Source organism: Acrocarpospora sp. B8E8 (assembly GCF_039871605.1).
In the GTDB taxonomy this organism is placed as follows: Bacteria; Actinomycetota; Actinomycetes; order Streptosporangiales; family Streptosporangiaceae; genus Acrocarpospora; species Acrocarpospora macrocephala.
On the sequence record NZ_JBDPLV010000004.1, the window covers coordinates 46,390 to 65,868 of the forward strand.

19 protein-coding genes are annotated in these 19,479 nt (G+C 71.0%); 1 reads left to right on the plus strand and 18 read right to left on the minus strand.

Annotation, left to right across the window (positions count from 1 at the left end; translation table 11 throughout):
• Positions 1 to 41: 41 nt before the first annotated feature.
• The 13 genes from ABGB08_RS05455 to ABGB08_RS05515 all read right to left on the minus strand — a co-directional run bounded on the left by ABGB08_RS05455 (position 42) and on the right by ABGB08_RS05515 (position 13,358).
• A complete protein-coding gene (locus tag ABGB08_RS05455; RefSeq protein WP_347586929.1) occupies positions 42 to 386 on the minus strand; it encodes a metalloregulator ArsR/SmtB family transcription factor in 345 nt (114 codons plus the stop codon).
• Positions 387 to 506: 120 nt separating this feature from the next.
• Positions 507 to 1,214, minus strand: a complete 708-nt coding sequence (locus tag ABGB08_RS05460; protein ID WP_347586931.1) for a helix-turn-helix domain-containing protein — start codon at positions 1,212 to 1,214, stop codon at positions 507 to 509.
• A gap of 84 nt (positions 1,215 to 1,298) precedes the next feature.
• The gene (locus ABGB08_RS05465; RefSeq protein WP_347586933.1) at positions 1,299 to 2,792 is read right to left on the minus strand and encodes an FAD-binding protein; all 1,494 of its coding nucleotides are present in this window, start codon (positions 2,790 to 2,792) and stop codon (positions 1,299 to 1,301) included.
• 14 nt (positions 2,793 to 2,806) lie between these two features.
• Positions 2,807 to 3,706: an amidohydrolase family protein gene (locus ABGB08_RS05470; RefSeq protein ID WP_347586935.1), complete on the minus strand. Its 900-nt coding sequence runs from the start codon at positions 3,704 to 3,706 to the stop codon at positions 2,807 to 2,809.
• Entirely contained in the window at positions 3,703 to 4,242 is a 540-nt protein-coding gene (locus ABGB08_RS05475) for a MaoC/PaaZ C-terminal domain-containing protein (protein ID WP_347586937.1), read from the minus strand. Before ABGB08_RS05475 ends, ABGB08_RS05470 begins: the two co-directional genes overlap by 4 nt.
• Positions 4,239 to 4,682, minus strand: a complete 444-nt coding sequence (locus tag ABGB08_RS05480; protein ID WP_347586939.1) for a MaoC family dehydratase N-terminal domain-containing protein — start codon at positions 4,680 to 4,682, stop codon at positions 4,239 to 4,241. Before ABGB08_RS05480 ends, ABGB08_RS05475 begins: the two co-directional genes overlap by 4 nt.
• Positions 4,679 to 6,475, minus strand: a complete 1,797-nt coding sequence (locus ABGB08_RS05485) for an AMP-binding protein (RefSeq protein ID WP_347586941.1) — start codon at positions 6,473 to 6,475, stop codon at positions 4,679 to 4,681. The genes ABGB08_RS05480 and ABGB08_RS05485 overlap by 4 nt, the downstream gene beginning before the upstream one ends.
• A 22-nt stretch (positions 6,476 to 6,497) precedes the next feature.
• Entirely contained in the window at positions 6,498 to 7,664 is a 1,167-nt protein-coding gene (locus tag ABGB08_RS05490; RefSeq protein ID WP_347587240.1) for an acyl-CoA dehydrogenase family protein, read from the minus strand.
• Positions 7,661 to 8,863, minus strand: a complete 1,203-nt coding sequence (locus ABGB08_RS05495; RefSeq protein ID WP_347586943.1) for an FAD-dependent oxidoreductase — start codon at positions 8,861 to 8,863, stop codon at positions 7,661 to 7,663. Before ABGB08_RS05495 ends, ABGB08_RS05490 begins: the two co-directional genes overlap by 4 nt.
• A gap of 5 nt (positions 8,864 to 8,868) precedes the next feature.
• On the minus strand, positions 8,869 to 10,002 hold the full coding sequence (locus ABGB08_RS05500) for an alpha/beta hydrolase (RefSeq protein ID WP_347586945.1): 1,134 nt from the start codon (positions 10,000 to 10,002) through the stop codon (positions 8,869 to 8,871).
• A gap of 34 nt (positions 10,003 to 10,036) precedes the next feature.
• A complete protein-coding gene (locus tag ABGB08_RS05505) occupies positions 10,037 to 10,537 on the minus strand; it encodes a VOC family protein (RefSeq protein ID WP_347586947.1) in 501 nt (166 codons plus the stop codon).
• Between the two features lie 160 nt (positions 10,538 to 10,697).
• Positions 10,698 to 11,798: a zinc-binding dehydrogenase gene (locus ABGB08_RS05510; protein WP_347586949.1), complete on the minus strand. Its 1,101-nt coding sequence runs from the start codon at positions 11,796 to 11,798 to the stop codon at positions 10,698 to 10,700.
• 81 nt (positions 11,799 to 11,879) lie between these two features.
• Positions 11,880 to 13,358: an aldehyde dehydrogenase family protein gene (locus ABGB08_RS05515; protein ID WP_347586951.1), complete on the minus strand. Its 1,479-nt coding sequence runs from the start codon at positions 13,356 to 13,358 to the stop codon at positions 11,880 to 11,882.
• 90 nt (positions 13,359 to 13,448) lie between these two features.
• On the opposite strand from ABGB08_RS05515, the gene ABGB08_RS05520 reads away from it, so the two are divergent.
• On the plus strand, positions 13,449 to 14,450 hold the full coding sequence (locus ABGB08_RS05520) for an aldo/keto reductase (protein ID WP_347586953.1): 1,002 nt from the start codon (positions 13,449 to 13,451) through the stop codon (positions 14,448 to 14,450).
• Here the strand turns inward: ABGB08_RS05520 and ABGB08_RS05525 are convergent, their stop codons facing one another.
• The 5 genes from ABGB08_RS05525 to ABGB08_RS05545 are packed head-to-tail and all read right to left on the minus strand — an operon-like array spanning position 14,451 to position 19,272.
• Complete coding sequence (locus tag ABGB08_RS05525; RefSeq protein WP_347586955.1) at positions 14,451 to 15,326, minus strand: CoA-transferase; 876 nt, start codon at positions 15,324 to 15,326, stop codon at positions 14,451 to 14,453.
• Positions 15,323 to 16,840 (minus strand): AMP-binding protein, encoded by a 1,518-nt coding sequence (locus ABGB08_RS05530; RefSeq protein WP_347586957.1) that lies wholly within the window; start codon positions 16,838 to 16,840, stop codon positions 15,323 to 15,325. Before ABGB08_RS05530 ends, ABGB08_RS05525 begins: the two co-directional genes overlap by 4 nt.
• 13 nt (positions 16,841 to 16,853) lie before the next feature.
• Complete coding sequence (locus ABGB08_RS05535; protein ID WP_347586959.1) at positions 16,854 to 17,648, minus strand: alpha/beta hydrolase; 795 nt, start codon at positions 17,646 to 17,648, stop codon at positions 16,854 to 16,856.
• Positions 17,645 to 18,481 carry an alpha/beta hydrolase gene (locus tag ABGB08_RS05540; protein WP_347586961.1) on the minus strand — a complete coding sequence of 279 codons (837 nt, stop codon included), beginning with the start codon at positions 18,479 to 18,481 and terminating at the stop codon, positions 17,645 to 17,647. Before ABGB08_RS05540 ends, ABGB08_RS05535 begins: the two co-directional genes overlap by 4 nt.
• A complete protein-coding gene (locus ABGB08_RS05545) occupies positions 18,478 to 19,272 on the minus strand; it encodes a CoA-transferase (RefSeq protein WP_347586963.1) in 795 nt (264 codons plus the stop codon). The genes ABGB08_RS05540 and ABGB08_RS05545 overlap by 4 nt, the downstream gene beginning before the upstream one ends.
• Positions 19,273 to 19,479 lie beyond the last annotated feature (207 nt).

The following is a 19,479-nucleotide window of genomic DNA, read 5'->3' on the forward strand; positions in this document are numbered from 1 at the left end:
CTCTCCCTGTCGTACCCAGATCCCTGATCCCGAGCGGAGCGTCAGCCTGGGCGGGGCTGCTCGGCGTCGCGCAGTTCGGCCAGCAGCTCGCCCTGTCCGACGATCATGTCGGTGAGGATCCGGCGCGCGGCACGCATCAGCTCGGCCACGTCGGGGCTGCTCAGCGCGTAGACGACGGTGGATCCGTCGCGGGTGGACGTCACGATTCCGGCCCGCCGTAGCACCGCCAGCTGCTGGGACAGGTTGGACGGCTCCACTTCGATCTCGGCGAGCAGATCGCGCACCGGATGTGGCCCGGCCTGCAGGAGTTCCAGCACCTGGATGCGGACCGGATGCCCCAGGGTCCGGAAAAATTCCGCCTTGGCCTGATACAGGGGAACCGGCATCGCTCAGCCCTCCCCTTCCAGAACAGGATTCTGCGGATCTAGAGAACACATGATGTCGATAATTGCAGAATTCTTCAAGTCGCAAACGTCCGAATTGAGGGAGATCGTTGTTGGTGCGCGTCAGAGTTCGGAGGCGGTGATCTCGTCGGCGGCGGCGATCAGGCGGCTCGCGGTCCGCTCCACGTCGAGATCGATCATGGAGACGATGCCCAGGCTGGCGTCCAGCGCGTGCCCTTCGGCCGTGTAGAGCGGCACCGCGATGCCGACCGCGCCGGGGGTGAGGTGGCCGCGGGTGACCGCGTATCCGCGCGACCTGGCCTCGATCACGGTCTCGGAGTCCCTGACCTGGGGATCGCGGGACATCATGATCGCGATACCGCTGGCGCCCTGGGCCAGCGCGTGCCGCGCGCCGCTGCGCTGGGACAGGTGGAAGACCGCGTCGGACGGTTCGACCACGGCGAGCACCACCGCGTCGTCGCCCTCGGCCACCACGCACTGCGCGGTGACGCCGAGCTCCTCGGCCAGGGTGCGCAGGTGCGGCAGCACGGCGCGGCGCAGGTGCGGGTTGGCCTGCCGGGCCAGCTGGATCACGCCGAGACCCAGCCGGTAGCGCCCCGAGCTGCCCTCGGCGGCCAGCCGGTGGGTGCGCAGGGTGGTCAGCAGCCGGTAGACGGCCTGCCGGTGCATGCCGAGCGAGGCGGCCAGCTCGGCCACCGTCATGTCCCGGTCCTCGGTGGCGAGCAGTTCGAGCAGTTTCAGGCCGCGGTCCAGGGTCTGCGAGCCGCTGACCGGACTCGCGCCCTCGGCGGCGTGATCACTAGCGCCCAAACGAAGTCACCCCTACCGCTGTCGGTGTCCACCCGCGCGCCCCGCTCGCGGCGGGGTCGCCCGGCGCCATTCGCCGCATCTGAGTCATCCTCCGACGATCATGTTGGCCGCGGCGTTGCGCCCCGCGATCCGGCCGAACGCGAGGCATTCCGCGATGCTGCCCCCACCCGCCGGATAGAGCAATCCGTGCAGCGATCCTAGCTCACCGGCGGCGTACAGGTTTTCCACGAAACCGCCGCGAACCGAGGCCACGCGGCTCTCCGCGTCCCGGCGCGGGCCGCCGACGGTGTGCGAGCCGCCCGGCCACAGCGGCACCGCGAAATAGCGGGGGCCGCGGATCGGCGTCAGGGTGGATGGGGCCCGGCCGAAGTCGGCGTCCTCCCCTGCCGCGCAGTGCGCGTTGTAGCGGTCGATCGTCGTTTCCAGGGCCGCCGGGTCGAGGCCGCAGCGCTCAGCCAGCTCGGCGGCCGAGTCCGCTGACAGGATCCAGCCGCGGCGCAGTTCCTCGGTGTTGTCCTCGCTCCAGGTGAAGTCGCCGACCGGTCCGGCGGGGCCTGAGTAGGTCGGCACCAGCGTGGCCTCGTGGAACCTGGCCTGGTCGAAGATCCACCAAGTGGGCACGCGCGGATGCTTGAGCCGGGCCGCGTCCATGCCGAGGAGTTCCAGGTGGGCGGCGTGCTGCCGGCCGGGCTCGCGGAGGAACCGGCGCGCGGAGCCGTCCACGAAGATCGAACCCGGGGGGCGCCTGCCCTCGGCGGGGCCGAACCTGCCTGATCCCCACAGGTCGATCGCGGTGCCCCCGCCGTAGCCGCTGTCCGGAAATCTGGCCACAAAGTGGCCCGGCCAGACGTTCATGTGCCACAGCTCGGCTCCCACGTCCACTGCCATCGCGATGCCGTCGCCGGTGTTGTGCTCGGTGCCGTAGAAGTGCACGGGGGTGACCGGAAGGTACTGGGTTTTCAGCCGCTTGCTGGCCTCGTAGCCGCCCACCGCGAGCACCACGCCGCGGCGCGCGCCGATGCGCTCGTGTTCCGTCTGGACTCCGGTGACCGCGCCGCGCTCGTTGGTGAGAAGCCAGCGGGCGGCAGTGCAGTACAGGACCTCGATGCCGCGTTCGGCGACGAGGTGGCGCAGGAAACCGTGCATCGGGCAGCCGGTGTAGCCCGCCGGGCGGGGGCCCGGCTTGGCTTTGTAGACGGTGATCGCGTCGTGGCCTGGCACCGCGTGGTGCTCGCCGAGGATGCCCGTGTCGGCGTAGCCGCAGCCGTGCTTGTCCAGCCAGGCCGGATTGGCGGCGGTCTCCCTGGCCCAGGCGCGGATCAGCTCGGGGTCGACCCGCTCACCGTTGACGGCGTACAGCGCGGACAGGTACTCGGCCGCGCGCTCGACGTCCGTGGGCACCAGGAAGAAGCCCGCCGCGTACCTGCTGTTCGGCCGGTGGTCGCCGGCCTGCTGCTTCTCGAGGACGAGCACCTCGGCGCCGGCGTCGTGGGCGGTGATCGCGGCGACCGCGCCGGCGTCGCCGAACCCGAGCACGACAACATCGACAATCCGGTCGTACGGCCCGGCGTGGTACATCGCGATCTCCTTGCTCAGGCCAGCCCGAACAGCCGGGCCGCGTTCTCCTTGAGGATCTTCGGGCGGACCTCGTCCCTGATCTCCAGCTTGCCGAAGTCGGCCAGCCAGCGATCCGGGGTGATCATCGGGAAGTCCGAGCCGAACAGCACCTTCTCCTTCAGCAGCGTGTTGGCATACCGCACCAGCAGCGGCGGGAAGTACTTGGGCGACCATCCGGACAGGTCGATGTGCACCTTCGGCTTGTGCATGGCTACCGAGAGGGCCTCGTCCTGCCAGGGGAAGGACGGGTGGGCCAGGATGATCTGCAGGTCGGGGAAGTCGGCCGCCACGTCGTCGACGTGCATCGGGTTGGAGTACTTCAGCCGCAGCCCGCCGCCGCCCGGGAGTCCCGCGCCCGCGCCGGTCTGGCCGGTGTGGAACAGCGCGGTCAGGCCGTGCTCGGCGATCACCTCGTACAGCGGGTAGGCGAGCCGGTCGTTCGGGAAGAAGCCCTGCGAGGTGGGGTGGAACTTGAAGCCCCGGACGCCGTGCTCCTCGATCAGCCGCCGGGCGGCCGCGACCCCGGCCGCGCCCCGGTGCGGGTCGATGCTGGCGAACGGGATCAGCACGTCGGCGTGGCGGGCCGCCTGCTCGGCTACCTCCTCGTTGGAGGGGATCTGCTCGCGCCCGCTCAGGTGCATGGTGTCCACGGTGAAGATCACCGCGGCCATCCGCCGCCGCCGGTAGTACTCGGCGATCATCGGTACGGTGAACCTGGTGACCGCGCCCGCTTTGAAGTAGTCGGCCATGGCGGCGAAGGCTTCGTCGCCGTCGGCGGTGGCCGGGCTGTCCAAGATCGACGCCTGCACGTGGGTGTGCACGTCGATCGCCTCCAGCGCGGCCACGTCCATGGCTGGGCTCGCTTGCCCGCTCACCGGGCCGCTCCGTTCCGCACGGCGTCCGGCACGCCGGGCGCCGGGTCCTGGGCGGCATCGGACACGCCGGGTGCCAGGTCCCGCGCGGCGTCGGACACGCCGGGTGCCGGGTCCCGCGCGGCATCGGACACGCCGGGTGCCAGGTCCCGCGCGGAGTCGGTGATCAGTGCGGTCGCGGTGCCAGTGAGGACCTCGGTGCCGGTGGCGTTGACCGCGGAGAGGGTGATCTCGGCACGTCCCTCGGCCATGCCGGTCACCTTGGCGGTGACCGTGAGGGTGTCGCCCGGCCAGACCGGGGCCTTGAACCTGGCCCGGTAGCGGAGGATGTTCTCGTGGCCGAACCAGCCGGTCAGCACCCGCCCGGCCAGGCCCATGGTGAGCATGCCGTGGGCCATCACGGTGGGGTTTCCGGCCACCTGGGTGGCGAAGGGCTCGTCGGTGTGGAGGGGGTTGTAATCGCCGGAGGCTCCGGCGTACATGACGATCTGGGTGCGTTTCAGGTCGGTGACCACCACCTCGGTCCTCTCCCCCGTCATGACGCCACCGCCACGATGACCGTGACCGTGGTGGAGCGGGCGACGAGCTGCTCGTCCGCGTCGTAGAAGTCGATGTGGCGTTCGGTGAAGTTCAGCACGCCACGGCCGCCCGGTTTCTGCCAGGTCCGGCCGTCGCGCCGCCGCGCGGACAGCGTCTCGCCGATCCGGAGCGGCCGGATGTACTCGAACTCCTGCTCCGCGTGGAGCCCGCCGGGGCCGCCCGAGGCCACGCCAGGTTCTGCGCCGGAGCCGTTCCAGGGCTTTCCCGGCTCCATGCGCAGCGGCCAGTCCGGGTCGAACTGGGCGAACGCGATCGGGAAGGTGGGCGGGACGGCCGCCGCCTCCGCGCCCGCCGTCCCCTCACCCGCCGTCTCCTCGCCCAGGGCGCGGGCGAAGGCCAGCACGTGGCCTCGCTCGATCGGGAACGGGGTGCCTGTCACGGTGCTGTCTCCTCTGTCACCAGTTGCCTGGCCAGCGAACGGTTGGCCTTTCCTGCGGGCGTCCGGGGGACCACGCCGACCCTGATGATCCGGCGCGGGCTCTTGTACGCGGCCAGCCGGTCCCGGACGTGCTGGATCAGCTCCTCGTCCGGCACGCCGCCCAGCCCGCTCGCCGGGGCGACCACGGCGGCCACGATCTGGCCCCAGCGCGGGTCGGGGATCCCGACCACGATCGCGTCGTCCACGGCGGGGTGCGTGATCAGTGCCTGCTCGACCTCCTCGGGGAAGACCTTCTCGCCGCCGGTGTTGACCACGCCGTCGCCCCGCCCCAGCAGGATCAGCCGACCGTCCGCGTCCAGCGAGGCCAGATCGCCCGGGACGGCGTAACGCACGCCGTCGATCGTCCGCCAGATCCGAGCCGTCCGGTCCGGATCGCCGAGATAGCCGACCGGCTGGGGGCCGGCGCTGGCCAGCACGCCCACCTGCCCGCTGCCTGGCTCGATATCGCGATCGTGCTCGTCCAGAATGCGGGCCACCGGCGACAGATTGAACCGCCCATCGGCCAGGTCCGCCTCGGAACTCGCCTCGGCCAGCCCGAACGGCCCGCCCTCCGAAGCGGAGATGTTGTCGACCAGCGTGAGCTTCCGCCCCCGGCGCAACAGCTCCCGCTTTACCTCGGTGCTCCACAGCACGCCCGAACTGGTCATCCTCCGCAGGCTGCCCAGGTCGTACGGATTGCCCGCGCGCTCGGCCGCATCCAGGGCGTCCACCAGCGGGCCGCCGAAGGCGTCGCCGACGATGACCATCTCGGTCACCGCGTGCTCCTGCACCGTCCGCCACACCTCCTCCGCGTCCAGCGAGCGGGAGTCGCAGAAGCAGAGCACACCACCCGCGAGCAGGGTACGCATCGCGTGGAAGAACCCGGTGCCGTGCATCAGCGGCGACATCGGCAGCACCACCGGGACCTGGTCTCTCACCTGCAGCTCGCGGACCCGCTCGGCGACCTCGGCCGGCGTCGTGGGGGTGGCGAGGCCCTGCTGGCGGAAGACCCCGTTGAGGATGCCGAGCAGCCCGTCACGGTCCCAGATCACGCCCTTGGGCGTGCCGGTGGTGCCCCCGGTGAGCAGGATGATGCCGTGCGGGGAATCCTCGGCCGGATCGGAAACCGTGGCCGGGGACCCGGGACCGGAAACCGTGGCCGGGGACCCGGGACCGGAAACCGTGGCCGGGGACCCGGGACCGGAAACCGAAGCCGGGGACCCCGGTTCGGAAACCGTGGGTGGGGACCCCGGTTCGGAAACCGTGGGTGGGGACCCCGGTTCGGACTCAGAATCGGGCTCGGCCGCACGCTCGAATGCCAGCGCCCCTGGCACCACCGACGCCTCGTCTCCGCCGACCTCGAGGAGAGCGATCGGCGCGGGTAGCTCATCGCGGATCCCGCGCACCCGGTCGGCCAGGCTCGTGTCGTAGACGAGCGCCGCCGCGCCCGTGTATTCGAGCACGTAGCGCAGTTCCTTCTCCCGGTAGCGGTAGTTGACGTTGACCGGCTGCGCGCCGATCTTGAACGCGGCAAGCACCGACTCCACATATTCAAAGGAGTTGAAGAGGGCGATGGCCACCGTCGAACCGACACCCACCCCCCGCTCGGCCAGCGCTCGGGCCACCCGCTCGGCGCGGGCCTCCAGCTCTGAGTAACCGCGCCGCCGATCGCCCTGGATCATGGCGGGGCGATCACCCGCGGCCTGCACCGCCGCCCTTAACGCAACGGCCACGCTCATCTTCGGCTCGGTCATTGTCATTGTCGATGCTGATGATTCACGCAAGATGGCCTCCTATCCGGGTGAAACCTCGTAGCAGGTCCCGCGACAGGATGAGTCGCTGGATCTCATCCGTCCCCTCGAAGATCCGCATCGCGCGGACCGCGCGATACCACCCCTCCAGCGGGAGTTCCTTCGTGTAGCCCATCCCACCGTGGATCTGCAGGGCCCGATCGACAACCCGGCCTACCATCTGGCAGCAGAAGAGTTTCGCCATCGCCACGGAGTGGCGCGCGTCGGCCCCCCGATCCACGTCCCACGCGGCCCGCAGGGCAAGCCAGCGGGCCGCCTCCAGCTCGGTCTCCGAGTCGGCGATCATCCACTGCACGGCCTGGTTCTCCCCGATCGCCCGGCCGAAGGTCTCCCGGAGGTTGGCGTAGTCCACCGCCATCCGCAGGCACCGCTCGGCGATCCCCACGCAGTGGGCGGAGATCACGTGCCGGCCCCTGCCGATCCAGCGTTTGGCCAGGTCGAACCCGGCGCCCACGTCGCCGAGCACCTTTCCTGGCGGCACCCTGACCTGGTCGAAGAAGAGCGTGGCCGGCTGGTGCCAGCTACCCATGGTCGGGATCGGGGTGGAACTCCACCCGGCGTCCCGATCCACCAGGAACGCGGTCGAGCCGTGCCGCGCTCCCCGCTCCGTATCTGTGACCGCGATGACGATCGCGTAGTCGGCGTCGTCGCCGTTGCTGATGAAGGTCTTCTGGCCGTTGATCACCCAGTCGCCGCCGTCCTGCCGGGCCGAGGTGCGGATGGCCGCGGCGTCCGATCCGGCGCCGGGTTCGGTCAGCGCGAAGCAACCCAGCCGCCGGCCCTCGATGGTGGGTTTGAGGTATTCCTCCTGCTGGGCGGCATCCGCGGCGTACAGGATGTTGTCGGCCTCGCCGCCGAATCGGAACGGCACGCAGGTTCTGGCCACTTCGATGTGGATGAGGGCCTGGGTGAGGGCGGGCAGGGCCATTCCTCCGTACGCCTCCGGGGTGCTCATCCCCCAGAAGCCGAACTCCCTGGCCTTGGCCTGGAGGGCACGTTCCTGTTCGCGCGGCAGCCGTACCGCGCCGCTTCGGAGGAACTCCTCCTCCAGTGGAAGCAGCTCCTTGGTGACGAAGGCGCGGGCGGTGTCGCGGATGTCGCGCTGCTCGTCGCTGAGGTCGAAGTCCATCAGCCCACCTCCGAGTCGCGCCGGGGCAGGCCGTGGGCGCGCACGTTGGAGATCATCGCCGCGTCCAGCATCCACTCCTTGGCCAGCGCCGGGTCGGCCGCGATCTGCGACATACGCCGCCGGAAGCCGCGCCGCTCGGCCTCGTCCTGCTCGGCCATCTCGGTGGTGGTGCGGTGGGTGATCTCCTGCACCGCCTCGATGGCGGCCTTGCGGCGGCGCTGCGCCCAGGCGTCGAGCACCTCGTCTCCGGTCCCGTCCTGCAGCACCTTGCCGAGCTGGACCGACAGGTCGAACGCGTCGTGGATGCCGCCATTGAGGCCCATGCCGCCCATCGGGCTGTTGACGTGCGCGGCGTCGCCGAGCAGCAGCACCCGGTCGGTGCGGAAGTTGCCCGCCACCCGCTGGTGCACCGAGTAGATCTTCCGTTCCCGTAGCGGCAGCTCCGGGTGGTCGCCGAACAGGCCGCGCAGCCGCTCGGCCACGTACCCGTCGGCGAGTGCCTCCTCGGCGCCGAGCTCGGGCCGTACGGCCACCACGACCCGCCACACGTCCGGAACCCGCAGGATGAGCAGGTGCTCGCTGGGGTCGGCGATGTAGTTGACGTCGCAGATGCCCGGCAGCAGGGTCTCCACCGGGTAGTCGATGCTCAGCACCAGGTAGCGGTGGTCGTAGGTGAGGCCCTCGAAGCTGGTGCCGAGGGCCTTGCGCAGGGTGCTGCGCGCGCCGTCGGCGGCCAGCACCCAGCGGGCCTCGACCTGCTCCCCCGCGACGGTGGTGAGCACCGCGGCGTCGGCGTGCTGGGTGACCCCGGTGATGCCCTCGCCGAACCGCAGCCCGACGTCCGGGTGCCTGCCGTCCAGCGCGTCGCTGATGATCTGGGCGTACTTGTACTGCTCCAGCTGGAGCCGGAACGGGTAGTCGGTCTCGCCGGCGAGCAGGCCGAAGTCGAACTCGGCGATCAGGCCGTCCCGCCGGTCCCTGATCTGGTACGTGCGGGCGATGATGCCCTCGGCCAGCATCGCGTCGGCGATGCCGAGGTCGCAGGCGATCTCCAGGGTCGGCGGGTGGAAGGTGGAGGCCCGCCACTCGGTGCTGAGCCGCCCGGCCTCCTCGAAGACGGTGACCGCGATCCCGCGCCTGGCCAGCGCGAGCGCGGCGGTGAGCCCGACCGGCCCCGCGCCCACGACTGCCACGTCGAGCACGCCCATCACCCGGCCCATTCGACGATGTGGTCGCACATGGTGGCGGCCAGGTCGGGGCGGCCCTGGAAGTAGTGGTCGGCGCCCTTGATCTCGACGAGCTCGCGGCGCTGGTGGCCGACGGCGTCGTACATGCCGCGGGCGTGGCTGGGGAAGGCCGCGCAGTCGGCGGACCCGTAGACCACCATCACCGGGGCCTGGACGCCGGGCAGTTCCCGGTACGCGTTGGCCCGGCTCCGGTCGTAGCTCCACTGGCTGAGCCAGGAGCGCAGGCTGGTCAGGTGCCCGAGCGAGGCGGGCAGGAAGTTGGCCACCCACGGGCTGCCCCAGATGGTGCGGGCGATCCGGTCGGAGGGGTCCAGGGTGAGGTCGAGGAAGCGCGGGTCGGCGGCGGTGCCGTGAACGACGAAGGGCAGGTCGTCGGGGGCCTCCGACCCACGCGTCTGCGAGCGCAGCGCCTCGATCTGCTGGAGTGCCCAGTCGGTGATCCGGCGGTTGCGGTCGATCTGGGCCTGGCGGTAGCGGGTCACGAACTCCGGGCTGTACACGGGGCCGTTGGCGGGCTCGAACATGTCGAGGTCCGGGTCCCGGTCGAAGGGCAGGTGCTCGTCGGTGATCGCCGGGTCGAGCCCTTCGGTGTAGACCACCGCGCGGCCGGGGTGAGCCATGGCCATGACCAGGCGGTCGGCCGGGAGCAGGTCGGCGGCGGTCAGGTCCGCCGGGTCCCCGGCCGGGGTGTGGGTGATGGTGGGGTTCTCGGCCTGCGCCTGGTAGAGCGCGGCCAGGCCGCCGCCACCGGAGTTGCCCACCAGGACGACCTGGTCGTAGCCGAGCTCGCGCAGGTGGCGGATGGTTGCGCCGACGTCCAGGACGCAGTTCTCCATGATCAGCGCGGAGTCGTTGCCGGCGTAGCGGGTGGCCAGGCCGACGGCGGCGACCCCCCGGGAGGCCAGTTCCTCCAGCGCGTAGTGGCCGATGAAGTTGGAGGACGGGTGCACGATCAGCACCGCGGTGCCGGCCGGGCGCCGGTCGTCCTTCCAGAGGGTGGCCCAGATCTTCCCGCTCAGCCGGGCGACGCCCGAGTTGATGTCGAGGCGCCCGCCCGGCGTCAACGGTACGGGGAGTAGTTCGCGGGTCAGCACGGGAAGCTCCTGAGGGGCGGCGGTTGGGACACGATCAGCGTGCGTTCCACGTCCGCAGGGTTTCGGCGCCCTGGCGGGCGTCGTCCTCGGTGAGCGGGCGGGTCTGCAGCGTCAGCTCGATCCGGACGCCGTTGGGGTCGAAGATGTACAGCGACTCCCAGACCCCGTCGTGGTCGACGATGCCGACGCTCTCCACGCCCTTGGCGGTGAAGTGCGCCTGCCAGGCGTGGAGTTCCTCCATCGAGTCCACGTTGAGCGCGATGTGCCGCACCCAGGAGGGCACCGAGTCGGGCCCCGGGTCTGGCAGGCCCTCCACCTCGAAGAAGGCGATGGCGCTGCCGTCGTGCAGGCCGAAGAAGGTGTGCAGGTACGGGGTCCGCGCACCGCTGGAGGGGACCACGTCCAGCTGGATCGCGGTCAGGAATTCGCACTTCAACACCTCGGTGTAGAAGTCGTGCGTGGCCTGCGAGTTCCAGGTCGGGTAGGCGATGTGGTTGAGCGAGCGCGGTGCGCGGAGAGCGGCGGTCGCCATCATCACTCCTCGATCTTGTTTCAATTATCGGACAACTAGTCCGAAATATGTGTTTGATTGTCTGGCGGTTCGTACCGTTCTGTCAACCGCCGTCACAACACCACCGCGTCATGGCGATGCTTCGGATGCTCAACCCCGATGTCTTCCCTCGTCGCTTCGCTCCTCAGTCCAGACACCGGCGCATCCTCACGACGCCACGCAGTGCCTCGCCAGAGAGCAGCCGGTCATAGCCGGCCTGCGCCTCGTCCAGCGGGTAGGCGCCGGTCACGTACTCCTCCAGCGGGAGCCGACCATCCAGGAAGAGCTCGGCGAGCAGGGGCAGGTCCCTGGCCGCCTCGCAGTCGCCCCAGATCGAGACCTGGATCGAGCCGCCGGTCAGGAACAGGTGGCGCAGGGGTAGCTCGACCGTGTCGCCCTGCCGGGGTGCGCCCACCACCACCAGACGGGAGCCGGGACCGCGCAGCTGGTTGGCGGTGGTGAAGGAGGCGGGGCCGCCGACCGCGTCGAGCACGACGTCCGCGCCCTGGCCGTCGGTGAGTTCCCGCACGCGGGCCACCGTCTCCTCCCGGGAGGCGTCCACCACGTCGGTGGCGCCGAAGCGCCGGGCCGCGTCGAGCTTGGCCGCGTTGACGTCCACCGCGACGATGCGCCGCGCGCCCGCGTAGGCGGCCCCGGCGACAGCCGCGACCCCGACCCCACCGCATCCGAGGACCACCACGTCGTCGGCGGGGCCGACCGCCGCGGTGTTGACCGCCGCTCCGAAGCCGCTCGGCACGCCGCATCCGAGCAGCGCGGCGACCTGCGGCGGCACCCTGGGATCGATCGCCACGGCCTGCCGCGCGGGCACGATGACCCGCTCGGCGAGCCCGCCCACGCCGAGCACCGGGGTCGCCTCGACGCCGTCGCCCAGAAGTACCTTGGGCCGCCGGGGCAGCCGGTCAGGGCACGCGCGCGGGCGGCCGGCCATGCACTGGCGGCACCGCCCGCAGGCCACCATCGGGGCGACCACCACGCTGTCGCCGACGCTCAGCCCGCTCGCCTCGGGACCCAGCTCGGCCACCCGCCCGGCCACCTCGTGGCCCACCAGGTAGGGAAAGTCGGTGCCCGAGGTGCCGTGCATGAAGTGCACGTCGCTGTGGCATAACCCGCAGGCGGACACCTCGATCACCACCTCGTCGCCCACCGGCTCGCGCAGCGGGATGTCCTCGATGCTCAGCGGCCCGTGCGCGGCACGGGCGACCGCGCCTCGGTAGTGGGTGGGCATGGCGGCTCCTTCGGTAGGTCGTGATCTGGACGGCGACGGTGAATCGCCTGGTCGGAGGCTTCCTATGGGACGGGTTTCCGGTTAGTACCAGCGCGGCGCGTCGGCCGAGGCGGTGTCGATGATCACGGTCTTGGTCTCGGTGTACGCCTCGTGGCCGAGACGTCCCAGCTCCCGGCCGACGCCGGACAGGCCGACACCGCCGATGGGCGCGTCCAGCGCGAGCGCGCCGTAGGAATTGATCCAGAAATATCCGGACCTGACCCGCCGGGCGGTGGTCAGCGCCCGGTCCAGGTCCCGGGTCCAGCAGCCACCCACCAGGCCGAACGGCGAGTCGTTGGCCAGCGCGACCGCCTGCTCCGCGCCGCTGAACCGCTGCACGGTGAGGACCGGGCCGAACACCTCCTGGTAGACGATGTCGGGCGGGTTCACCGGGGCGACCTCCAGGACGGTGGGCGCGTAGAATGCGCCGTCCGGGGGCTCGCCGCCGACCAGGACCTTGGCCCCCTGCTCGACGGCCTCCTGCACCATCACGTGCACCCGCGTCGCCTCGGCGGCCGAGATCAGCGTGCCCAACTGGCTGTCCGGATCGAACGGCGGTCCCACCCGGATCGAGCGGGCTAGCTCCACCACCCGGGCCGTGAACTCAGCCGCGACCGGCTCCTCCACCAGCAGCCGGGAGCCGGAGAAGCAGCGCTGTCCCGCGTTGCGGAAGATGCCGCCGACCGTGGCGTGCAGGGCGGCGTCCAGGTCGGCGTCGGCGTAGACGATGTTGGCGGACTTGCCGCCGAGTTCGAGCAGCACCCGCTTCATGCCGTCGGCGGCCGAGCGCATCACCTGGCGGCCGACGGCGGTGCTGCCGGTGAAGGACACCATGGTCACCGCCGGGTGCTCGGCCAGCCGCCGCCCCACCTCGCCCGCGCCCTGCAGCACCTGGAGCAGCCCGGGGGGCAGGCCCGCGTCGGTGAGCAGCCCGGCGAACACGGGGGCCGCCAGCGGGCTGACCTCGGGAGCCTTGAGCAGCACCGCGTTCCCGGCCGCCAGCGCGGGCCCGGCCTTCTGCGCGGCGAACACGAGCGTGGTGTTGAACGGGATGATCGCGGCGACCACGCCGACCGGCTCGCGGAAGGTCATCCGCAGCGTGCCACCGTCGGCGGGGAACGTGGACCCCTCCAGGGTGGCCGCCCACCCGGCCGCCGCGCGTAAGTGCGCCGCCGCCACGGCCACCTCGCCGTACGCCTCGGCCAGCGTCTTGCCGTTGTCCAGGGTGACCAGGTGCGCCAGCCGTACGGACTGGGCCTCGATCAGGTCGGCGGCGGCGCGCAGCACCCGGGCCCGCTGGTGCGGCGAGGTGGCGGCCCAGGCCGGTTGCGCGGCGGCGGCCTCGCGCACCGCCGCGTCGCCGAACTCCGGAGTGGCCTCCTGGACGGTGGCCAGCCAGGTTCCGTCGCCCGGGTGGCTGGTGGCGAACTCCCGGCCACCGCCGTGGCAGAGCGCGCCGGAGACGAAACTGTGGGCCGCCGGAAGCCTGGCGGTGGCGATGTGCCCAGCGAGTGTGCTCAACGGCTGCTCTCCTCTTTCCCTCAGCTAGCGGGCAACGATACTCTTATTTATAGGACTTAAAGTCCGATAAATGGAACATGGGAGAGCAGTGTGGAGTTCGCGAACCTCGGCCGCAGCGGTCTGGTCATCAGCCGCCTGGTCCTCGGCACCGACAATTTCGGCACCCAGACCACCGAGGAGGACGCCTTCGCGATCATGGATCGGGCCCACGAGCTCGGGATCAACCTGATCGACACCTCCAACGTGTACGGCTGGCGGTTCGGCGAGGGCCTGACCGAGCAGATCATCGGCCGCTGGCTGGCCCAGGGCGGCGGCCGCAGGGACCGGACCGTGCTCGCCACCAAGCTGTACGGCCGGATGGCCGAGTGGCCCAACAACTCCGGCCTGTCCGCGCTGCACATCCGGCGCGCCTGCGAGGACTCGCTCCGCCGCCTGGGGACCGACCACATCGACCTCTACCAGCCGCACCACATCGACCGGAGCACCCCGTGGGAGGAGATCTGGGAGGCGATGGAGCTCCTGAAGACCCAGGGCAAGATCGTCTACGTGGGCTCCTCCAACCATCCCGCCTGGCATCTCGCCGGTGGCCAGGAGAGCGCGGCCCGACGCGGCCACCTCGGCCTGGTCAGCGAGCAGACCATCTACAACCTGCTGGAACGCACCGCCGAGCTGGAGGTGCTGCCCGCCTGCCGGCACTACGGCGTGGGCATGATGCCGTGGTCCCCGCTGGACGCCGGGCTGCTCGGCGGCATCCTCCGCAAGGAACGCGAGCACCTGCTGGGCAAACCGCTGCCCGGCGCCGGGATGGCCCCGCACCGGGGCCGCAGGATGGTCAAGCTGGACCGGCACCGCGCCGCCGTCCAGGCCTACGAGGACCTGTGCGCGAAGCTCGGCGAGGACCCGGCGGACGTGGCCGTGGCCTGGCTGCTGCGGCAGCCCGGGGTGACCGCGCCGATCATCGGGCCCCGCACGGTGGAGCAGCTGGACGCCGCCGTGCGGGCCTTCGAGGTGAACCTGGACGAGGCGACGCTGGCCAGGCTGGATGAGATCTTCCCTGGTCCCGGCCCCGCGCCTGAGGCGTACTCCTGGTGATCAGCGGAAGGTCTGCTGGAGGGCCAGCAGCCGCCGCACGCCCACTTTTTCCAGATGTTCCTGGTGGTCGGCGACCGAGTGCACGTGGGTCTCCAGGTATTCCTTGGTGCGGTCCTGGGCGGCCAGGTCGCGGTACTCGACCAACCGCTCCCGGTCGTAGCCGTAGTGGCCTGGGGAGGACAGCGGGTAGGCCCCGTATGGAGCGTGTGCCACCCGTTCCACGATGGCGCCGGGTATGGACACCAGGCGCGGGTCCGGCTGCGGGGCGTGCTCGTCCAGGATCTCGTCCGAGCTGATGATGACGTGGTCGCACGCCTTGGCCATGACGTCCTCGAAGCGGCGCTGACCGAAGATCTGCGCATTGCCCTTCCGGTCACTGACCTGGGCGTGGAACAGGCCGTAGTCGGCGCGCAGGGCGGGGATGGTGGTGACCGTGCGGCCGGTGTACGGGTCGGTGGTGGTGCGGATGTCCGGGTTCACCTTGGGCAGGTCGGTGCCCTCGTACAGCGGGGGCAGGGGCAGGAACGGCAATCTGCTGGCGCCCGCGCGGAAGCCGTAGACGATGTAGGCCTCGTCTCCCTCGACGATCTCGATGCTCTGGCTCTCGGCGGCCCTGCGGTAGTTGGGGGCCATACCGAGGAACTCCAGGCCGACGTAGGAGACGTGCAAGCGCCGTACACATCCGGCGGCGATCAGCATGTCCACCGGCGCGCCCGCGCTGGGTGTCGGGATCAGTTCCAGGTCTCGCGCGCCGCGCCGGATCAGCGCGTTGACCAGGGCCATCGGGCTGTTGTGCGAGTGCACTCCGCCGAGCGCGATCGTGGCTCCGTCGGGAATGCCGGCGACCGCCTCCTCGGGGGTCGTCACCTTGCTCATCGCATGGACTCCTTCAGCTCGGCTCTTCTGATCTTTCCGCCCTCGTCCACCGGCAGGTCCGTGACGAACTCCACCTCGCGGGGGCGCTTGTATCCGGCCAGCCGCTCGGCGCAGTAGCCGAGCACCTGCTCCTCGGTCAGGTCCGCGCCGGGCACCCGCTGCACCAGCGCCTTGACCGACTCGCCGAACCGCTCGTCCGGCACGCCGACCACGGCCGCCCTGGCCACGCCGGGACACGCCTGGAGCACCGCCTCGACCTCGCCCGCGTACACGTTCTGCGCGCCGGACCTGATCACGCCCTGGGCCCGGTCGGCCAGGTAGATGTAGCCGCGCTCGTCCCGCCAGGCGATGTCGCCCAGGCGCAGCCAGCCGTCCTGGAGCACCTGCCGGGTGAGTTCGGGCTGGCTCCAGTATCCGGAGAACACGCTGGCCGCCTTGATGCGCATCTCGCCGGTTTCGCGCACAGGCACTTCGTGGTCCTGCTCGTCGAAGATCTTCACTTCGGCGTACGCGGCTGGGCGGCCCACCGAGACCAGGGCGGTGGCCCCGGCGGCGAGGAAGTTGCGGTGGTCGTCGGGGGTGAGGAGCGCGGTGAAGCCGCCTGCCTCGGTGGCGCCGAAGGCGTGGTAGAGCTCGACTTCCAGGGCTTCGGCCACGGATCTGATCAGGCTCCAGGAGACGGAGGCGCCGCCGTAGCCGATCATCTTGAGGCGCTGGGCCTGGGACAGGTCCAGGTCGGGTAGGGCCCGGACCAGGTCCACGAGCATGGTGGGGACCAGGAAGGCGTGCTCGACGCCGTACTCGGCGATGTCCTTGAGGAAGGCGGCCGGGTCGAAGCGCCGCCGCAGGAGCAGGGGCACGCCCAGGTAGGCGGTGGTGGTCACATAGGACGCGCCGACGCCCAGGCTGAGCGGGACCGAGAGCCAGGTCGGGCCGCCGCGCGGCACGTCGATCTCGGACAGGTAGTTGGCGGTGTGGGCCAGCTGCTGGTCGTGGGTGGCCATGCAGCCCTTGGGCGCGCCGGTGGTGCCGCTGGTGTAGCGGAGCGAGCGCAGGTCGCCGCCGTGGCCGGTCTCCGGTGTTCCGGCCGGGTCGCCGGAGGCGATCAGCTCGGCCAGCGTGGGGTGGCCGTCGAGGCCGACGGTGAACACCGCGCGCATGCCGGGTAGCGCGGCGGCCGCCTCGACCGCGGCGGGGGTGTCGCAGATGACCGCGGACGCGCCGGAGTGAGCCAGGATGCGGGTGATCTCGGGTGCGGTCATCCGGGGGTTGATGCCGACCGCGACGAGGTTGATCTTCCAGAGGCCGTAGAAGGCGGTCACCATGGGGTGGCTGTTGGCGAGCACGAGCGCGATCCGCTCCTGGGCGCGGTAGCCGAGGGCGGCCAGCGCGTTGGCCAGGCGGTCGCTCTCGTGGTCGAGTTCGGCCCAGGTCAGCTGCCGCTCGTCGGAGATGACGGCGAGCCGGTCGCCGCGCCGTACCGCGTTCTGCCGCAGCAGGTTCTCGATTCGCATGGATCTTCCGTTCTCAGCGGAGTGCCTGTTCCACCAGATTGGCGACCAGGCCGGGTTGCTCGATGTGCGCGTTGTGGCCGGTGTTCGCCAGCACGGTGACCGGGCGGCCGAGCACCGAGACCAGCTCCTCGTAGCGGATGCCGGGGTCACGGTCGCCGCAGGCCAGCCGGACCGGGCAGGCGGCACGGGCGGCCAACGCGGCCAGCGCGGCGGGAGGCGCGGGAGGCGCGGCGGTGATCCGGGGATCGCCCGATAACCGGTAGCCGCTCTCGGCGACGGCGACCCCGCTGTCCAGGTCTGCCGCGGCGAATCCGGCCATCCCGGAGATCCGCCCGAACAGCTCGCGAGCCTGCTCGCGGCCGGGGAGGATCCGGATCGGCCTGGTCGCGGCGGCGGCGCGGCGGGTCAGCTCCTCCTCGGTCCAGCTCACCTTCATCGCGATGACCAGGACGGACGCGACGCTCACCCCGCGAGCGCCGTCCGCGAGGGCCAGCGCGACCATCGCGCCGAGGGAGTGGCCGACCAGGTGCACCGGGCGCTCGCCCAGGTGCCCGCGGATGCCAGCGGCCACCGCGTCGGCGTAGCCGTCCGGAGAATAGTCCAGCTGCCAGCGGGAGCGGCCGTGACCTGGCAGGTCGGCGAGCAGCCAGCCGACGTCGGGGCGGCGGCCGGCCAGCTCCCGGGTGACCGGCTTCCAGACCGCCCCCGAGGCGGCCGAGCCGTGCAGGAACACCACCGTCGGGCCCGCGCCGCCGCCGGACTCCAGGTGCACGCCCGGTCCGGCCTGCGTCGGCCGGGGAGAAGTCATGATCCCTCCTGCTTGAAGAAGTCCAGCACCGTCTCGGTGAACGCGGCAGCCTGCTCGATCTGCGGGTAGTGACCGCTCCCGGCGACGGTGACCGCGACCGCGCCGGGGATCTGCGCGGCCAGCTCCCGCCAGGTGCCGTCCGGCACCAGCCGGTCGTGCTCGCCCCGGATCAGGCAGGTGGGTACGGCGACGCCGCCATAGTCGCGGGCGGGCGGTCTTATGTGCGGGCGGCTCTCGCCACGGCGCATCGGCGAGCGCAGGTTGCCCGCCGCCGCCGTCTCCCACGCGCCGGGGATGGCGCAGAAGTCGTACCTGCGGCGCAGATACTCCTCGCTGTCCCGCCAGCGGGGATCGTGGAAGAGCACGTCCATGGACGGGCGCAGCCCTTCCAGGGTGCCGTCGAAATCCTCCAGCACCTTCCGGGCCGCCTCCGCCGGGGCGGCCAGACCGATCCCGGCCACCGCCATCGCTTTTATCGGCCAGACCGGCGCGGGTTTGCTGGCCACGTCCAGCAGCATGCGCCCGCTGAGTGAGGTGCCGATGAAGTACGCCGACTCGATCCGGAGCGCGCGCAGCACGCCGGAGACCTGGCGGAGCATCAGCCGTCGCTGGCCGCCGAAGTCCCTGAGCTTGGCGCTGTGCCCGTAGCCGACGAAGTCGAGCGCCATCACCCGGTGGTGTGCCGCCAGGGCCGGGATGCAGTGCTCCCAGGTGATCTCGGCGGCGGCGCCGTACTCACCGCCGTGGAGCAGGACCAGCGGGGGTCCGTCGCCGGCCTCCAGGTAGTGGGTGGCGCAGCCGTCCACCACGAGGTGGCGCTCTGCCCAGCTCATGCCGTGGCGGGGTAGCGGCGCAGCACGCCTTCGGTGTCCACCTGGGTCCGCAGCAGGCGCAGCTCCTCCTCGGTCGGCGGGTCCACGGTCCGCACGTCGTCGGCGACCAGCAGCTCGAACCCGGTGGCCGCCTGGACGCGCTCGACGCTGCTCCACGGGTGCACCTTGATCAGCCGCATCCGGCGGCTCTCCGGCTCGAAGTCGAACACCCCCAGCGGGGTGAACACCCGGCGGGGACCGTCGGACTCGGGGCGGAAGACCTTGCTGCGGGAGTCGCCGCCGTCCAGCCAGCCCGCCCCGCTGACGAAGTCCACCTTGTCGACGAAGATCCTCGGCGTGTGGTGCTCGGTGTAGATGTAACTGGTCTTGAAGCCGCCCAGGAAGATCAGCCCGATCGTGCCGGGGCCGCGGACCTTGGGCTTGTCCCACGGGCCGATCACGGCCATGTTGAGATTGCCGTGCTTGTCGATCTGCATCCCGCCCAGGAACGCGAAGTCGAACCGGATCGCGGTCTCGAAGTCCACCACATCATCAAGAGAGAACTGGTACTCGCTGGTCACCAGGTTGCGGTAGTCGGCCGACGACTCGGTGAGCCGCTGGATCTTCGGGTTCATCGCGCCACTGCCGCCGCAGAAGAAGGACAGGTCCGGCGCGTGGGTGAGCTGCGCCAGCCGCAGGCCGGCCACGGGGATGTGCGAGGCGGCGCCCACGGAGCCGAAGTCGCCGTCGGCCATCTCGTGCGAAATGGAGATCGCCATCATCTCGGCCCAGGTATAGCTCGTGTCCGGCACGTGAACCCCCCACTGTGTTGATTGCGATGCTTCGCATCGCGGTTCGGATGCTCAACCCCGGTGTCTTCCCTCGTCGCTTCGCTCCTCAGTCCAGACACCGGCGCATCCTCACGGGCTTGCCATGATAGCGATTCGCATTTATCGTACATCAAGTCCGCAATGTGTTACAGACTCTAGGGTGGCGGCACCGCTGTCAAGAGGAACGAC

Bases quoted from the DNA above. Each gene is read 5' to 3' on its own strand.
- ABGB08_RS05485 (WP_347586941.1), bottom strand. From the start codon at position 6,475: ATGACCGAGCCGAAGATGAGCGTGGCCGTTGCGTTAAGGGCGGCGGTG.
- ABGB08_RS05465 (WP_347586933.1), bottom strand. From the start codon at position 2,792: ATGTACCACGCCGGGCCGTACGACCGGATTGTCGATGTTGTCGTGCTC.
- ABGB08_RS05455 (WP_347586929.1), bottom strand. From the start codon at position 386: ATGCCGGTTCCCCTGTATCAGGCCAAGGCGGAATTTTTCCGGACCCTG.
- ABGB08_RS05540 (WP_347586961.1), bottom strand. From the start codon at position 18,481: ATGAGCTGGGCAGAGCGCCACCTCGTGGTGGACGGCTGCGCCACCCAC.
- ABGB08_RS05475 (WP_347586937.1), bottom strand. From the start codon at position 4,242: ATGACGGGGGAGAGGACCGAGGTGGTGGTCACCGACCTGAAACGCACC.
- ABGB08_RS05525 (WP_347586955.1), bottom strand. From the start codon at position 15,326: ATGAGCAAGGTGACGACCCCCGAGGAGGCGGTCGCCGGCATTCCCGAC.
- ABGB08_RS05535 (WP_347586959.1), bottom strand. From the start codon at position 17,648: ATGACTTCTCCCCGGCCGACGCAGGCCGGACCGGGCGTGCACCTGGAG.
- ABGB08_RS05510 (WP_347586949.1), bottom strand. From the start codon at position 11,798: ATGCCCACCCACTACCGAGGCGCGGTCGCCCGTGCCGCGCACGGGCCG.
- ABGB08_RS05530 (WP_347586957.1), bottom strand. From the start codon at position 16,840: ATGCGAATCGAGAACCTGCTGCGGCAGAACGCGGTACGGCGCGGCGAC.
- ABGB08_RS05505 (WP_347586947.1), bottom strand. From the start codon at position 10,537: ATGATGGCGACCGCCGCTCTCCGCGCACCGCGCTCGCTCAACCACATC.